Source organism: Hydrogenophaga sp. (assembly GCF_019264445.1).
Lineage (GTDB): Bacteria > Pseudomonadota > Gammaproteobacteria > Burkholderiales > Burkholderiaceae_C > Hydrogenophaga.
Map to the genome: position 1 here is coordinate 13,403 of NZ_JAHVAB010000065.1, position 15,899 is coordinate 29,301.

Below are 15,899 nucleotides of genomic sequence, written 5' to 3' on the forward strand. Positions count from 1 at the left end.
AGGATTGACGCAAATGGCAAACACACTCCTCAAAGTCAGCGGCCTGAAGGTCGCCTACGGCGGCATCAAGGCGGTCAAGGGCATTGACCTTGAAGTGCGCGAAGGTGAGCTGATCTCGCTGATCGGCTCCAACGGCGCGGGCAAGACGACCACCATGAAAGCCGTCACGGGGTCGCTGGCCTACGAAGCTGGTGACATCGAATACCTCGGTCAGAGCATCAAGGGCAAGGGCGCCTGGGACCTCGTCAAACAAGGCCTGGCCATGGTGCCTGAAGGCCGTGGCGTGTTCACCCGGATGACGATCACCGAGAACCTGCAGATGGGCGCCTACATCCGCAACGACAAGGCCGGCATTGCGCAGGACATCGAAAAGATGTTCGGCATTTTCCCGCGGCTGCGCGAGCGCAAGGACCAGCTCGCCGGCACCATGAGCGGTGGCGAGCAGCAGATGCTGGCCATGGCACGTGCGCTGATGAGCCAGCCCAAGGTGCTGCTGCTGGATGAGCCCTCCATGGGCCTGTCGCCCATCATGGTGGACAAGATCTTCGAGGTGGTGCGCGACGTGTCTGCCCAGGGGGTGACCATCCTGCTGGTGGAGCAGAACGCGCGCCGCGCGCTGCAGATTGCGGACCGCGCCTACGTGATGGATTCCGGCGAAATCATCATGACCGGCGTGGGCCGCGACATGCTCGACGATCCCAAGGTGCGCGCCGCCTACCTGGGCGAATAGGGCACCCCCACGCTGCGCCGTTGCGCGGGTCGCTGTCCTCCCACGGGGCTGATCCGGCTTGGGGCGGCCCGGCGCCGGATCGTTGCTTCCACGCGGGGCTGGCCGAAAACTACAATCATGGGTTGCGCACTTCGGTGCCCAACCCATTTTTCATTCATGACACAAGCCCACACCCCCGACGCCAGCGCGCCCGCGCAAGACGAAAATCAGCTCATCGGCGAACGCCGGGAAAAGCTCAAGGCCTTGCGCGAGGCACAGAAGCAGGGGCAGGGTGTGGCCTTCCCCAACGACTTCAAACCGGCCGACAAGGCCGCGGACCTGTTTGCCCGCTACGGCGACAGCACCAAGGAAGCGCTCGAAGCAGAGCCGGTGCGCGCCAGCGTTGCCGGGCGCATGATGCTCAAGCGCGTGATGGGCAAGGCCAGCTTCGCCACGCTGCAGGACGCTTCGTTTGGCCCTTCGGGTGGCCGCATCCAGGTCTACCTGAACAACGACAGCGTGGGCGAGGCGTTGCATGGCGCCTTCAAGCACTGGGACCTGGGCGACATCGTGGCCGCCGAGGGCGTGGTCATGCGCACGCGCACCGGTGAGCTCACCATCCATGCCGACCGCATCCGCCTGATCACGAAGAGCCTGCGCCCGCTGCCCGACAAGTTCCACGGCATTACCGATCAGGAGATCAAGTACCGCCAGCGCTACGTGGACCTGATGACGGACGAGACGGCGCGCAAGCGATTCGTGGCGCGCAGCCAGGCGCTCTCCAGCATCCGCGATTTCATGGTGAGCCATGGCTTCCTGGAAGTGGAAACGCCGATGCTGCACCCCATTCCGGGGGGGGCCAACGCCAAGCCGTTCAAGACGCACCACAACGCGCTCGACCAGGAAATGTTTCTCCGCATCGCGCCCGAGCTGTATCTCAAGCGTCTGCTGGTGGGCGGCTTCGACCGGGTGTTCGAGATCAACCGCAACTTCCGCAACGAAGGCATCAGCGTGCGGCACAACCCCGAGTTCACCATGATGGAGTTCTATGCGGCGTACTGGAACTACCAGGACCTGATGGACTTCAACGAGCAGCTCATTCGCCATGTGGTGCGCCAGGTGCGCGGTGACGAACCTCTGACCTACCAGGGCCAGCCGGTGGACGTGATGTCGCCGTTTGAGCGCCTCACCATCCGCGAAGCCATCGTCAAGTACACGGACGCAGGCAACAGCGTGGACGACGCTGCCTGGTTGCAGGCTCAACTCAAAAAGCTCGGCCTGAGCGAGGAGAAGCACCAGCTCTCCGCCCGCAGCCTGGCCAGCCTGCAGGTGCTGTACTTTGAAGAGAAGGTTGAGGACAAGCTCTGGAACCCGACGTTCATCATGGACCACCCGACCGAGATCTCGCCGCTGGCGCGTGCCAACGACGCGAACCCGGAGGTGACGGAGCGCTTCGAGCTCTACATCACCGGGCGCGAGTTCGGCAATGCGTTCTCCGAGCTCAACGACGCTGAAGACCAGGCGGCCCGCTTCCAGGCACAGGCTTCGGCCAAGGATGGCGGCGACGAAGAGGCGATGTATTACGACGCGGACTACATTCGCGCGCTGGAATACGGCATGCCGCCTGCGGGCGGCTGCGGGATCGGCATCGACCGCCTCATGATGCTGCTGACCGACAGCCCCAGCATCCGCGACGTGATCCTTTTCCCGGCCTTGCGCCGCGAAGCCTGATCGCCGGCCAGCCGGCCCCGACGTGAAAGAAGCCGCCCTCGGGCGGCTTCTTTTTTGGAGAGCCGTACCACTCAGGCGTAGGACGACAGTGCCTTGCGCATTTTCTTCATGGCCGCCACTTCGATCTGGCGCACACGTTCGGCGCTCACGCCGTATTCGGCCGCCAGTTCGTGCAGCGTCATGCCGCCCGAGCCATCGTCGTTCACCTTGAGCCAGCGCTCGCTCACGATGCGGCGCGAGCGCTCGTCGAGCTCGCTCATGGCGCGCGCCACGCCTTCGGTGGCCAACACGTCGCGTTGGGCCGACTCGATCACGGCGGTGGGCTCATGGGTCGCGTCGGCCAGGTAAGCAATGGGGCCGAAGCTCTCTTCGCCGTCGTCGCTCGGGGCGGGGTCCAGCACCACGTCACCACCCGAGAGACGCGTTTCCATTTCGCGCACTTCTTCGGGCTTCACGTTGAGCTCGCGGGCCATCACGCTCACTTCGCTGTCGGACAGCACCTCGCGGTGGGTGTCGCCATCCACCGCTTCGGCACGAAAACCCTGCTTGCGTGAACGCAGGTTGAAGAACAGCTTGCGCTGCGCCTTCGTGGTGGCCAGCTTGACCATGCGCCAGTTCTTCAGGATGTACTCGTGAATCTCGGCCTTGATCCAGTGCATGGCGTAGCTCACCAGGCGAACGCCCTGGTCGGGGTCGAAGCGCTTGACGGCTTTCATCAGGCCCACGTTGCCTTCCTGGATCAGGTCGCCGTGGGGCAGGCCGTAGCCGAGGTACTGGCGCGAGATGGACACCACCAGGCGCAGGTGGGACATCACCAGCTGGCCGGCGGCGTCGAGGTCGTTGTCTTCGCGCAGGCGGCGCGCGGCCGTTTGCTCTTGCTCCAGGGTAAGGAGCGGCAGGCGGTTGACCGCGGAAATGTAGGCGTCCAGGTTGCCCAGGGGCGGCACCAGCGCCCAGGGGTTGGCCACGGCAAGCGAGCCATTGGCGGCGGTGGCAACTGGAGCAAGTGTGTGGGACATATGAACCCTCCTGAGGTGGTCTGCCAAGAATATTAGCACTCTCTGGGAGTGAGTGCTAAGGCGAAAGTTCCGGGCCTGATCGGGGTACGGTCTTCATGGCATGGATAAATGCACAGTGTGGTATGGCCGCGCCCGCGTACCCGGCGCGACTGCTTGCGGCGGCCGGGCCACGCACAATCCAGCCCCATGGCGATTGCAATCAATTCAGAAGAAGTGCTCACCCCACCCGTGCCCTCGGCCACGGTGATGGTGGTGCGCGACGGGCCTGCGGGCCTGGAGGTGCTGCTGGTGCGCCGGCACGGCAATTCGGGTGTGCTGGGCGGCGTGCATGTGTTTCCTGGCGGCAAGCTCGACGCGGCGGATCGCCTGGTCGACCCCGCCGCCCTGGACCGGCCTGCTGTGGCCTGCCGGGACAGCCTGGGCGAGCCCGGGCTCGGTCTGGACACGGCGGTGGGTCTGCACGTGGCGGCCCTGCGTGAGACCTTCGAAGAATGTGGCCTGTTGCTCGGTGTGGCGGATGGCGCTGCCCACGTGCGGCCGTTGCGCGAACGCACCGCTGCTGGAACCGCGTTTTCGGCCGTGCTGCAAGACCTTGGCCTGCCGTTGAACACAGCCTGTGTGCAGCCGTGGTCTCGCTGGGTAACGCCCCGCGTGCCGTCGGTGACCAACAAGCGCTTCGACACCCGCTTCTTCGTGGCTGCGGCACCCGATGGCCAGGATGTGGAGCATTGCGCCCGCGAAGCTACCGAGGCGGTGTGGCTCTCGCCCCGGGTGGCGCTGGAGCGCTACTGGGCGGGCGAGATCGATCTGGCGCCACCGCAGATCATGAGCCTGAGCCAGCTGCACCGCTGTGCGGATGCGGCGCAGGTGATGGCCGCTGCGCGCAGCCGCCCGCCCGCGCTGATCGAGCCGGAGCCGTTTGACGAGGAAGGCCGCCGGGTCATCTGCTACCCCGGCGACCCGGCGCACCGCCTGAGCAAGCGCGTGTGGCCCGGCCCGACCCGGCTGGTGCACCGCAACCAGCGTTTCGAACCCGAGGGCGGCTTGGCCGCATTGCTATGAAACGGCAGGCTGCCGTGGCGTTGACCGCCGTGTCCCTGGCTGTGCTGCTGGCCGCCTGTCAGGAGCGGCCGCGTGAAGCGTCACCCGCGCCCGCCGCGAGCGCACCCCTTGCGGCGGCGCCAGCCGCAGACCAGTGGCTGGGCAAATGGAACGGGCCCGAGGGCACTTTCCTTGAGCTCAAGGGTGGCGGTGGCCGCTACGAGGTGACTGTCCGGAACCTGGACGGCCCCAGAACGTTTCCCGGAACAGCCGTGGCCGATGGGATCGAATTCGAACGCGACGGTGTCAAAGAGTCGCTGCGGGCCACCAACGGCGCAGACACCGGCATGAAATGGCTCGCCGACAAAAACCGCTGCCTCACGGTGCGCTTGGGCGAAGGCTACTGCCGGGACTGAGCCCGGCGCTCAGGCCCTCACACCGAACTGGTACACCGTGGTGGCCCTGTAGGGCTGCCCGGGGGCCACGATGTTCTGGGGCAGCTCGGGGCAGTTGGGGGCATTGGGGAAGTGCTGCGGCTCCAGGCAAACAGCCGCACGCGGGCGGTGTGGCACGCCCCATTTGCCCAGGTCGGGCTTGGCGGCCGCGCCCAGCTGGCCAGCGGTGTAGACCTGCAGCAAGGGCTCCGTGGTCCATACGCCGAGCGTGCGGCCGCTCGTCTCGCTGTGCATCTGGGCGCACTGGCGCAGGGTGCCAGGCGCGTGCGAGGGCAGCAGGTAGCTCAGGTCGATATCGGACAGCGCGCCCAGGCGTTGCGGCTGGCGCAGGTCGTGCGCATGCCCGTCGAGTGAGACGCGCCCACCGGTGGCGATGCCGTCCATTCCAGTGGCGAGCACCTCATGGGCTGGCACTTGCAGCACGTGGCTGTCGATGCGCTGGCCCTCGCGCACGCCATCGAGGTTGAAATAGATGTGGCTGGTGAAGCTCGCCGGGCCGGGCTCGTCGAGTGCGGTGGCTTCGTGCTCCAGCACCAGCGCGTTGTCGTCGCTCAGGCGGTAGGTGAGTTGCAGGTCGAGCGTACCGGGGAAGTCGTCTTCTGCGGTGACAAAGCGGTGGCGCAGCACCAGCGTCTGCGCGTCGGGCTGCGCGGCGTCGAAGGCGCGGTGACGCGCACCGCGCGGGCCGCCATGGATGCAGTGGGCGCCCGCGTTGGGCGTGAGGCGGTGCTCGCGCCCGTTCAGCGTGAAGCGCGCGCCACCGATGCGCCCCGCATAGCGGCCAACGAAGGCGCCCATGGAGGGCGAGCCGCTCAACACGTCAGCGAGCTGGTCGTAGCCGAGTGCGACGTCGTCCAGCATGCCGTGGCGGTCGGGCACCACGATCTGCAGCACCTTGGCGCCGAGGTTGGTGATGGCCACCACCATGCCGCGCGCGTTGCGCAGCAGGTAGAGGGCGGTGGGGCGCCCGTCGACGGTGCCCTGGAAGCGGGCGGGGTCGAGCGGGTGGGGGAAGGGGGTTGGCGTCATGCCCCTGATTGTGGTCTGAGCGCGCGCGGGAGCGGGCCGAGCGGTGGCAGACCTGCTCTGCGGGGTGTTCTGCGCCGGCGAGCTTCAGTCGAGCTTGATGTTGGCCTGGGCCACCACCGCGCCCCAGCGCTTGCGCTCGCTTTCGAAGAAGCGGTCCTGCTCGGCCGACTGCATGGTCACCACCTCCGCGCCTTGCCCGGTGAGGCGGGCGCGCACGTCCGGGCTGCGGATGGCCTTGATGAGCTCGGCGTTGAGGCGCGCGATGATCGCCGCCGGCGTGCCGTTGGCCACCAGCGTGCCCTGCCAGGTGCCCGACTCGAAATCGGTCACGCCTTGCTCGGCCAGCGTGGGCACGTCGCCCACCAGCGGCATGCGCGTTTTCTTGGAGATGCCCAACACCTTGAGCCTGCCGTTCTGTACGTGCGGCAGCGTGGCCAGCATGCCGTTCATGATCACTTGCGTCTGGCCCGCCACGGTGTCGGTGACCGCTTGCGAGCCGCCCTTGTAGGGCACATAGGTCCACTTCGCGCCGGTGGCGCGCTCGACCGCCACGCCGGCCACGTGCGGCGCGCTGCCCACCGCCGTCACCGCGAAGTTGATGTCGCTGGTTTTCGAGAGGGCGACCAACTCCTTGAGGTTGTTGGCCTTCACCGACGGATGCACCGCCAGCATGTGCGGCGAGTAGGCCAGCATGGTCACGCCGCGCAGGTCTTTGCTGGGGTCGAACGAGAGCTTGGTGTACACGGCCGGGCTGATGGCCAGCGCGCCCACGTCGCACAGCAGCAGCGTGTGGCCGTCGGGCGCGGACTTGGCCACCAGATCGGCGCCCAGGTTGCCGTTGGCCCCCGGGCGGTTTTCCACCACCACGGGCTGCCCCATGTTTTCCGACAGCACCTGGCTGATGGCGCGCGCAATGATGTCGGACGAACCCCCGGGCGGGTAGGGCACGATGATCTTCAGGGGCTTGCTGGGGAAAGCCTGAGCGTGCGCGGGCAGCCCCACGGTGGCCAGGGCAGCGGTGGCGGCGAGCAGGTGGCGGCGGTTCATGGACATGGGTTCTCCTTGGGTAGAACGAGGCGAAGTGAATGGCGTGCGGCGCGAGGGCCGCAGGGGTGGGCTGGGTTCAGCGGGCAAGCACGGTCTGGGGCAGCCAGAGCGAAATGCCGGGCAGGTAGGTGACGGCCATGAGCACGCCAAACAGCGCGACGTAAAAAGGCAGGAGCGCCTTCACGACGGTTTCCATGGGCAGCTTGGCGACGGCGCTGCCCACAAACAGCACGCCACCCACGGGCGGTGTGATCAGGCCCATGCCGAGGTTGACCATCATGATCATCCCGAAGTGCACCGGGTCCACGCCGATGGCCTTGACCACCGGCAGCAGGATGGGCGTGAGGATCAGGATGAGCGGAGCCATGTCCATCAGCGTGCCCAGGGCGAGCAGCATGATGTTGATCATCATGAGGATCACGTAGCGGTTGTCCGACAGCGTGGTGAAGGCGGTCGTGATCTGCAGCGGGATCTGCATCAACGTCATGATGTAGCCGAAGCCAGCGGCAAAGGCGATGAGGATCATCACGATGGCCAGCGTTTTCACCGTGCGGTGCACCAGCTTGGGCAGCTCGCGCCACTTGTAGTCGCGGTAGACGAACATGGTGACGAGAAACGCCCAGACCACGGCCACCGACGCCGACTCGGTGGCGGTGAACACGCCCGAGAGAATGCCGCCCAGGATGATCACCATGGTCATCAGACCCCAGAGCGCATCGGCGCAGATCTTGAGCGCCTGGCGCAGCGGGATCACCTCGCCTTTGGGGTAGTTCTTGCGCTTGGCGATCACCAGGCACATCACGGCCAGCGTCAGGCCCAGCAGCAGGCCGGGGAGCACGCCGGCCAGAAACAGCGCCGCAATCGAGACCGAACCACCCGCCGCGAGTGAGTAGATCACCGCGTTGTGGCTGGGCGGAATCAGGATGGCCTGCACCGAGCCGCTGACCGTGACGGCCGTGGCGAATTCGCGCGGGTAGCCCTTTTTCACCATCTCCGGAATCAGCACCGTGCCCACCGACGCGGTGTCGGCCATGGACGAGCCCGAGATGGCGCCGAAGAACGTGGAGGCGAGGATGTTGACCAGCGACAGGCCGCCGCGGATGAAGCCCACCAGCACGTTGGCAAAGGCCACCAGCCGGCGCGCCATGCCGCCCTCGGCCATGATGGCGCCGGCCAGCACGAAGAACGGGATGGCCAGCAGCGAGAACTTGTTGACGCCGCTGCTGATGGCGATCATCACCGCGTCCAGCGGAATCTCGATCCACCACGCGCCGATGAGCGCCGCGATGCCCAGGGCATAGGCCACCGGTGTGCCGATGAGCATGAGCACGAAGAAGCTGCCCAGCAAAATGAGTGCGTCCATCAGGCGGCTCCCTCGGCGGATTCATCGGCCAGGTCGAAGCGCACAACGTCGCGCTGGCTCTGGTCGCCCAGCAGCAGAAACTCCAGCACGAACAGCAGCGTGACCAGACCACCGAGCGGCACGGGCACATACGTCAAACCCACGGGCAGCCAGGGCAGCGCGGGGATCGACTGGTGCCAGGTGCCGATGCACAGCGAGGTGCCGTAATAGACCATGAACACGCTGATCAACATCATGAGCACGTTCACGGCAAACGCCATGGCGCCGCGCACCGCGGGCGGCATGCGCTCGGTGAGCATGGCCACGGCAATGTGGGCGCCAGCGCGGTAGGCCGCCGCCGCCCCCAGAAAGGTGAAGATCACCATGAGCAGAATGGAGATGGGCTCGGGCCATTGCGACCCGGTGCCCAGCACATAGCGCGCAAAGATGCCCCAGGGGATGAAGAGCGACATCAGGAAGATGCACGCGCCCGCCACCCAGATGCAGGCCAGGTAAACGGCGTCGAGCGCGCGATGGATCGTTTCTGCCATGGTGGTCTCGTGAGGCGTTTACTTCACCGCTTCGATGCGCTTCATCAGGTCGCCCAGCTGCGCGCCGTACTTGGCGCGCACCGGTGCGGTGGCGTCAAAGAAGGGCTTCTGGTCCACGTTGATGAATTCCACGCCAGCCGCCTTCAGCTTGGCGCTGTAGTCCTCCACGCTCTTGTCCCACAGCGCGCGCTGCTCCAGCTGTGCTTCACGGGCCAGCTTCTTCACCAGCGCCTGATCGGCGGGGTTGAGCTTGTCCCAGGTCACCTTGGACATCACGAAGATCTCGGGAATGATCAGGTGGTTGGTTTGCGCGTAGTACTTGGCGGGCGTGGTGTAGTGGTTGGCCGTGAAGTAGCTCGGGGGGTTGTTTTCCGCGCCGTCGATCACGCCGGTTTGCAGCGAGGTGAAGACCTCGCCATAGGCCATCGAGATGCCGTTGCCGCCCATGGCGTTCATGGTGTCCACAAACAGCGGGTTGCCCATCATGCGGATCTTCTGGCCCTTGAGGTCGGCCGGGCTGCGCACCGGCTTCTTGGTGTAGAGGCTGCGCGAGCCGCCGTCCATCCAGCCCAGCGCCACCAGGCGCGACGAGCTGTTGGTCACCTTGTTGAGCAGGTCTGCACCCACTTCACCGTCGATCACCTTGCGCATGTGTGCCACGTCGCGGAACACGAAGGGCATGTTGAACACGTTGACCTCGGGCACGATCGGGCCGATCACACCCAGCGAAATGCGCGCAATCTGGATCGCGCCCAGCTGCGTTTGCTCCACGGCTTCCTTCTCTTCGCCCAGCACGGCGCCCGGGAACATCTGCACCTTGATGCGCCCGTTGGTGGCCGCCTCCAGCTTCTTGCCCATGCTCTCCACCGCCACCACCGTGGGGTAGCCGGCGGGGTGGGTGTCGTGCGCCTTGAGCACGATGTTTTGCGCGTGGGCGCTCAAGGGCAGTAGGCCGGCCATGGCCAGGCTCAGGATCAGTCGGCGTTGGGTCTTCATGGTGTCTCCGTTGGGTTGATGTGTTGAGGTGACAGAGGCCGCCGGCGTCAGCGCACGCAGTGCGGTTCGTCCAGGCCCCTCATGCCTGGACGCAATGCAAAAACACCCCCCGCCAGCGGCTGGTCGGCCAGATCGCCGCCGGGCCGGATGGAGGTGACGAACAAGGTGTCGAGCCCGCTGCCGCCAAAGGCGCACATGGCCGGCTTCTTCACGGGCACGGCCAGCGAACGGTCCAGGCGGCCGTCGGGTGTGAAGCGGTGCACCAGGCCGGCGTCGTTCGCGCAGATCCAGTAGCCCCCGTCGGTGTCGATGGCCGCGCCATCGGGGCGCCCGGCCATGGGCTTCATGTCGACGAACACGCGCGGGCTGTGGGGTGTGCCGGTGTCGGTGTCGTACGCATACGCCCAGATGGTCTGCACGTTCGGGTGCGAGTCCGACAGGTACATGGTTTGGCCGTCGGGGCTGAACGCCATGCCGTTGGGCGTGATGAAGCCGCCTTGCAAGCTGCGCAGCGCGCCAGCGTCCAGCGCATACAGGCTGCCGGCGGGTGCGGCGAGCGACATGTCCATCACCATCGTGCCGGCGCGCAGGCGGCCTTGCCGGTCGCAGCGGCCATCGTTGAAGCGCATGCCGCCCTGCGGGTGCTGCACGGAGGCCACGGCTTCGTGGCTCAGGGTGCCGTCGTCGTGCGGCGTGAGCAGGGCCACGCCGGTTTCCATGGCCGCCACCCAGCGGCCGTGTGGCGTGGCTTCGCTGCCGGCGGCCAGGGCAATGCAGCCGGTCATTTCGGGTGTGGGCCAGTGCCGCGCCTGGGCGGTGGAGGCGTTCCAGCACCAGAGGGCCTGACCGGGAATGTCGACCCAGAAAAGGCACTGGCGCTGCGCGTCCCACACGGGGCTTTCGCCCACGCCGTTGCGCGCGTCGATCACGAGTTCGGCCGTGGTGCTCATGGGGGTCAGAAAGGGCCGGCCTTCACGAAAGCGCCGCCCTGGTAAATGGCGGCCGGGTCGTTCAGGTCGGGTGCGCTGGTGCGGGCGTACACGGCCTCGCGGAACACGTCGGAGCTGTCTTGCGCGACAAAGCCGACATGCCGTGCGCGGCTGTTGTCCCACCAGGTCACGGCGTTGTTGGACATGCCGAAGACGATGCTGTGGCCCAGCACCGGTGTGCTCAGGCAGGCCGTGATGAGGCGGTGCAGGTCGTCAAAGCTCAGCCAGGTGGCGAGCATGCGGCGGTCTTTGGGCTCGGGGAACGACGAGCCAATGCGCACGCAGGCGGTCTCGATGCCGTGGCGGTCGAAGTACAGGCGCGCCAGGTCTTCGCCAAAGGCCTTGCTCAGGCCGTAGAAGCCGTCGGGCCGGGCAGGGTGGTCGGCGTGGATCGTCTCGCTCTGCTTGTAGAAGCCGGTGACGTGGTTGGAGCTGGCGAACACGATGCGCTTCACGCCGTGCCGGCGCGCGGCCTCGTAGAGGTGGTACGCCCCGACGATGTTGGCCTGCAGGATGGCGGCAAACGGCGCTTCCACCGAGATGCCGCCCATGTGCACGATGGCGTCGCAGCCCTGGACCATGGCGTCCACCTGGGCCGCATCGGCCAGGTCGGCCTGCACCACTTCTTCGCCCTGCTGCGCCGCGCCCACCTCGGCCTTGTCGGACAGGCGCAGCACGTCGCAGTTGGCCTTGAGGCGCTCGCGCAGGGCGGTGCCCAGGCCGCCAGCGGCGCCGGTGAGCAACAAACGGTGATGGGTCTTGAGCGTGGCGGGCATGGCGGGTGGCGGTGGTGTCTCGGCGGGCAAGGTCGAAGGGCAAGGGGCTTGGACTTTCGCGGGGGCTTTGCTACAGTGCGCCCATCTTGTGTTGTCTGTTGTCGGTCATCAGACAACTTGGCGAATTGTCTGAACGCGACCATGGCGTGTCAAGGAAAAAACCATGCCCCCCGTGAATACCCTAGGTGATGACACCACGGCCCTGGCGGCCCCGCCGCCCCGAGCGCGCCGCCCGCGCGGCCTGGTGCCCGAAATCGTCGACACCCTGGCCGCCGACATGCGCGAAGGCCGGCTGCAGACCGGCGACAAGCTGCCCACCGAATCCGAGCTGGTGGCGCGTTTTGAAGTGAGCCGCACCGTGGTGCGCGAGGCCATTTCCCGGCTGCAGGCGTCGGGGCTGGTGGAAACGCGGCACGGCATCGGCACCTTTGTGATGGCACCGCCCGAGCAGAGCAACTTCCGCATTGCGCCCGAAGACTTCGCCACCGTGGCCGACGTGGTGTCGCTGCTGGAGCTGCGCATCAGCCTGGAGAGCGAGGCCGCCAGCCTGGCCGCGCAGCGCCGGGAAGAGGGCCACCTGCAGAACATGGCGGCGGCGCTGGCCGCGTTCGAGGCGTCCATCGCCGAGTCGTCCGATGCCGTGCCGTCAGATTTCCAGTTCCACATGGAAGTGGCGCGCGCCACCGGCAACCGCCACTTCGCGGACCTCATGACCTACCTGGGCACCATGATCATTCCGCGCACCCGCATCAACACCGCCACCAGCGCACCCGAAGGCCGCCTGGCCTACCGGCGGCGCGTGCACGGCGAGCACCAGAAGATCTACCAGGCGATCAGCGCGCGAGACGCCGACGCCGCGCGCCTGGCCATGCGCACCCACCTGGCCAACAGCCGCGAGCGGCTGCGCCGCGCACAGCCGAACTGAGCCACTGCGGTTCGACACCCGCCCGGTCCACGGGCGCCCGACAGGGGCATTCCCAGCCACTGCCGTGCCACGCTCCACAGCGCTACAGTGACCCCCTGTCCATGGGCTTCCGGCGGTTCGGCAAGGCATGGGCTCAAGGGGTTGTCATGCTGTGGTTGATCGTCGGTCTGGTGCTGTTTCTGGGCGTGCACTCGGTGTCCATCGTCTCGCCATTGGGGCGGAATGCGCTGGCGCAGCGCATGGGTGAGAACGCCTACAAGGGTGTGTACACGCTGGTGTCTTTCGCGGGCCTTGCGCTCATCATCTGGGGCTACGGTCTCGCGCGGCAGGCGCCTGTGCTGCTCTACACGCCACCCACGGGGTTGCGGCATGTGGCGGCTCTGCTCATGCTGCCGGTGTTCGTGCTGCTGCTCGCGGCCTACCTGCCTGGGCGCATTCAGCGGGCGGCCAAGCACCCCATGCTGTTGGCCGTGAAGCTGTGGGCGCTCGCGCACCTGCTGGCCAATGGCACGCTGGCCGATGTGCTGCTGTTCGGGGGCTTCCTGGCCTGGGCGGTGGCTGACCGCATCTCGGTCAAGCGCCGTGGCGCTGCCGGGCTGCTGCGCACCGCGCCGCAGGTTCAGGGGCGTGCCATCAACGATGCCATCGCCGTCGTGGGCGGGCTTGCGCTGTACGCGGTCACCGTCGTCTGGCTGCATGCCTGGCTGATCGGTGTAAGACCGATGGGCTGAAATCGACCCACACAGGGGAACCCTCGGGGGTGCACGCGCACCAACCGGGCTGTTCCACTTTTCGACCACCTTGCGATGAACCTGACACGCCCGTCCAACGCCACTTCCCTCACCGTGCTCGCCGTGGCAGGCACGCTGCTTGCCGCAGTGGCGCATGCGCAAACGCAGAACGTCTCCACCGAACTCGTCGCCCAAGGGCTTCAGAACCCCTGGGGCCTCGCCTTCATTGGCGAGGGCCGCATGTTGGTGACCGAGCGGCCGGGTCGCATGCGCGTCATCGGGGCCGACGGTCGTGTGGGCGAGCCGCTCAAGGGCGTGCCGGCGGTGGACGCCGTGGGGCAGGGCGGTCTGCTCGATGTCGTCACCGACCGCGACTTTGCACGCAACCGAACGCTGCACTTCTGCTACGCCGAACCGGGCATGGGTGGCAACTCCACCGCCATGGCGTCTGCGCGGCTGTCGGCCGACGCCACCGCGCTGGACAACGTGCAGGTCGTCTTCACGCAAAAGCCCAAGGTGGCGAGCCGGCTGCACTTTGGCTGCCGCATCGTGCAGGCCGAAGATGGCAGCCTGTTTCTGGCGCTGGGCGACCGCTTCCAGCGCATGGCCGATGCGCAGACGCTGGACAACCACCACGGCAAGGTCGTGCGCGTGCGCGCGGACGGCAGCGCCCACCCCGACAACCCCTTTGTGGGCCGCGCGGGCGCACTGCCCGAGATCTGGAGCCTGGGCCACCGCAACGTGCAAGGCGCCACGCTGGGGCCGGACGGGCGTCTCTGGACCATCGAGCACGGCCCGCAAGGTGGCGACGAGCTCAACCGCACCGATGCCGGCAAGAACTACGGCTGGCCCGTCATCACCTACGGCGAAAACTACGGCGGTGGCAAGGTGGGCGAAGGCCTTACCCGCAAAGCCGGTCTGGAGCAGCCGCTGCTTCACTGGACGCCTTCCATCGCTCCCTCGGGCATGGCGTTCGTCAAGAGCGCGCGGTATGGTGCGGACTGGCAGGGCAACCTGCTGGTGGGCTCGCTCAAGTTCCGTTACCTCGCGCGCCTGGTGATGGACGGCGAGCGCGTGGTGCGTGAAGACAAACTGCTGCCGAACCTGGGCCAACGCATCCGCGACGTGCGCCAGGGCCCCGACGGCTTCATCTACCTGCTCACCGACGACCGCGACGGCCAGCTGTTGCGACTCAAACCCGGACCCTGACACCATGTACACCACGCCCCGCCCGGTTGCCGCGCCTCACGCGCACCCCTTGGACAACCGCGCGGGGCTGGCCCGCCACTACGCCGCGGTGCGCGAGCGCAGCCGCGCACTGGCCGCACCGCTGTCGCCCGAGGACAGCCAGGCGCAGTCCATGCCCGACGCCAGCCCGACCAAATGGCACCTCGCGCACGTCACCTGGTTTTTTGAAACCTTCGTGCTCGAACGCTTCGAGCCCGGCTTCGAGCCCTTCGACCCGGCGTTTCGCGTGCTGTTCAACAGCTACTACAACGGCGTGGGCGAACAGTTTTCGCGCCCGCAGCGAGGCCTGATCACCCGGCCCGACCTCGCCACCGTGTGGCACTGGCGCGAGCAGGTGGACGCGCGCATGGCGCACCTGATCGAACACACCGACAGCACCGAAGCGCTGCGCCTGATCGAGCTCGGCCTGCACCACGAGCAGCAACACCAGGAGCTGCTGCTCACCGATGCCAAGCACCTGCTCTCCATCAACCCGCTGCGCCCGGCCTACCAGCGCCACTGGCCGCTGGTGTCGGTGGCCCAGGTGGCGCCGAGCTGGGTGGGGCAGCCTGGCGGGCTGGTCGAGGTGGGCCACACGGGCGAGGGTTTCGCGTTCGACAACGAACTGCCCCGCCACCGCCAGTGGCTGGAGCCGTACGCCCTCATGAACCGGCTCGTCACGCACGGTGAGTGGTGGGCTTTTGTGCAAGACGGTGGCTACCGCGAACCGCGCTGGTGGCTGGCGGCTGGCTGGGACTGGGTGCGTGCGCAGGGCGTGCGCGCGCCCATGTACTGGCGACTGCCCGAAGATGCCCACGCGCTGCCCACCGTGTTCACGCTGCACGGCGAAGCCCCGCTGGACCCGCACACGCCAGTGACGCACATCAGCCACTTCGAGGCCGACGCCTTCGCGCGCTGGGCCGCCGCCACCCACACCGAGTGGGCCGGCGCGCGCCTGCCCACCGAAGCCGAATGGGAGGCCGCCGCCGCGCGCCTGCCGGTGCAGGGCAATCTGCAGGAAGGCAACGCGCTGCACCCGCTGCCCGCCCGCCCCTCGGCCGCTGGCGGCCTGTTGCAGATGTACGGCGACGTGTGGGAATGGACCAGCAGCAGCTACAGCGCTTACCCTGGCTACCAGCCCGCCGAAGGCGCGGTGGGCGAGTACAACGGCAAGTTCATGATCAACCAGACCGTGCTGCGCGGCGGCTCATGTGCCACGCCCGCGTCTCACCTGCGCGCCACCTACCGCAACTTCTTCCCGACCGATGCGCGCTGGCAATTCAGTGGCCTGCGCCTGGCGCGCGGCGCGTAGTTCTCACCCGACCCTGGGC

The 15,899-nt window shown here is 67.2% G+C and carries 16 protein-coding genes; 8 read left to right on the top strand and 8 right to left on the bottom strand.

Annotated elements, in window-relative coordinates; genetic code table 11:
* Nucleotides 1–4 precede the first annotated feature (4 nt).
* Nucleotides 5–730 carry an ABC transporter ATP-binding protein gene (locus KXJ60_RS13580; protein WP_291128724.1) on the top strand — a complete coding sequence of 242 codons (726 nt, stop codon included), beginning with the start codon at nucleotides 5–7 and terminating at the stop codon, nucleotides 728–730.
* A gap of 156 nt (nucleotides 731–886) precedes the next feature.
* Nucleotides 887–2,440 (top strand): lysine--tRNA ligase, encoded by a 1,554-nt coding sequence (lysS, locus tag KXJ60_RS13585; protein WP_291128727.1) that lies wholly within the window; start codon nucleotides 887–889, stop codon nucleotides 2,438–2,440.
* Between the two features lie 71 nt (nucleotides 2,441–2,511).
* On the opposite strand, the gene rpoH is transcribed toward lysS, so the two are convergent.
* Nucleotides 2,512–3,459 carry an RNA polymerase sigma factor RpoH gene (rpoH, locus tag KXJ60_RS13590; RefSeq protein WP_291128730.1) on the bottom strand — a complete coding sequence of 316 codons (948 nt, stop codon included), beginning with the start codon at nucleotides 3,457–3,459 and terminating at the stop codon, nucleotides 2,512–2,514.
* Nucleotides 3,460–3,645: 186 nt separating this feature from the next.
* On the opposite strand from rpoH, the gene KXJ60_RS13595 reads away from it, so the two are divergent.
* Together KXJ60_RS13595 and KXJ60_RS13600 are read left to right on the top strand one after the other, a co-directional pair.
* Entirely contained in the window at nucleotides 3,646–4,521 is an 876-nt protein-coding gene (locus KXJ60_RS13595; protein ID WP_291128733.1) for an NUDIX hydrolase, read from the top strand.
* Nucleotides 4,518–4,916, top strand: coding sequence for a hypothetical protein (locus KXJ60_RS13600; protein WP_291128735.1), 399 nt, complete (start codon nucleotides 4,518–4,520; stop codon nucleotides 4,914–4,916). Before KXJ60_RS13595 ends, KXJ60_RS13600 begins: the two co-directional genes overlap by 4 nt.
* A 9-nt stretch (nucleotides 4,917–4,925) precedes the next feature.
* Here the strand turns inward: KXJ60_RS13600 and KXJ60_RS13605 are convergent, their stop codons facing one another.
* The 7 genes from KXJ60_RS13605 to KXJ60_RS13635 all read right to left on the bottom strand — a co-directional run bounded on the left by KXJ60_RS13605 (nucleotide 4,926) and on the right by KXJ60_RS13635 (nucleotide 11,685).
* Entirely contained in the window at nucleotides 4,926–5,984 is a 1,059-nt protein-coding gene (locus KXJ60_RS13605; protein ID WP_291128738.1) for an aldose epimerase family protein, read from the bottom strand.
* Nucleotides 5,985–6,068: 84 nt separating this feature from the next.
* Entirely contained in the window at nucleotides 6,069–7,037 is a 969-nt protein-coding gene (locus KXJ60_RS13610) for a tripartite tricarboxylate transporter substrate binding protein (protein ID WP_291128741.1), read from the bottom strand.
* Between the two features lie 70 nt (nucleotides 7,038–7,107).
* Nucleotides 7,108–8,394: a TRAP transporter large permease gene (locus KXJ60_RS13615; protein WP_291128744.1), complete on the bottom strand. Its 1,287-nt coding sequence runs from the start codon at nucleotides 8,392–8,394 to the stop codon at nucleotides 7,108–7,110.
* On the bottom strand, nucleotides 8,394–8,924 hold the full coding sequence (locus KXJ60_RS13620; protein ID WP_291128747.1) for a TRAP transporter small permease: 531 nt from the start codon (nucleotides 8,922–8,924) through the stop codon (nucleotides 8,394–8,396). The genes KXJ60_RS13615 and KXJ60_RS13620 overlap by 1 nt, the downstream gene beginning before the upstream one ends.
* Before the next feature lie 18 nt (nucleotides 8,925–8,942).
* Complete coding sequence (locus KXJ60_RS13625; protein ID WP_291128750.1) at nucleotides 8,943–9,920, bottom strand: TRAP transporter substrate-binding protein; 978 nt, start codon at nucleotides 9,918–9,920, stop codon at nucleotides 8,943–8,945.
* Nucleotides 9,921–9,967: 47 nt separating this feature from the next.
* On the bottom strand, nucleotides 9,968–10,870 hold the full coding sequence (locus tag KXJ60_RS13630) for an SMP-30/gluconolactonase/LRE family protein (protein ID WP_291128753.1): 903 nt from the start codon (nucleotides 10,868–10,870) through the stop codon (nucleotides 9,968–9,970).
* 5 nt (nucleotides 10,871–10,875) lie between these two features.
* Entirely contained in the window at nucleotides 10,876–11,685 is an 810-nt protein-coding gene (locus KXJ60_RS13635; RefSeq protein ID WP_291128756.1) for an NAD(P)-dependent oxidoreductase, read from the bottom strand.
* Between the two features lie 163 nt (nucleotides 11,686–11,848).
* Here KXJ60_RS13635 and KXJ60_RS13640 point away from each other — a divergent pair, with 163 nt between their 5' ends.
* From KXJ60_RS13640 to egtB, 4 genes are all read left to right on the top strand, one after another.
* The gene (locus tag KXJ60_RS13640; RefSeq protein WP_291128759.1) at nucleotides 11,849–12,610 is read left to right on the top strand and encodes a FadR/GntR family transcriptional regulator; all 762 of its coding nucleotides are present in this window, start codon (nucleotides 11,849–11,851) and stop codon (nucleotides 12,608–12,610) included.
* Nucleotides 12,611–12,756: 146 nt separating this feature from the next.
* On the top strand, nucleotides 12,757–13,341 hold the full coding sequence (locus KXJ60_RS13645) for an NnrU family protein (protein ID WP_291128762.1): 585 nt from the start codon (nucleotides 12,757–12,759) through the stop codon (nucleotides 13,339–13,341).
* Between the two features lie 75 nt (nucleotides 13,342–13,416).
* A complete protein-coding gene (locus KXJ60_RS13650; RefSeq protein ID WP_291128765.1) occupies nucleotides 13,417–14,550 on the top strand; it encodes a PQQ-dependent sugar dehydrogenase in 1,134 nt (377 codons plus the stop codon).
* 4 nt (nucleotides 14,551–14,554) lie between these two features.
* On the top strand, nucleotides 14,555–15,880 hold the full coding sequence (egtB, locus tag KXJ60_RS13655; protein WP_291128768.1) for an ergothioneine biosynthesis protein EgtB: 1,326 nt from the start codon (nucleotides 14,555–14,557) through the stop codon (nucleotides 15,878–15,880).
* The last annotated feature ends 19 nt before the right edge of the window (nucleotides 15,881–15,899 follow it).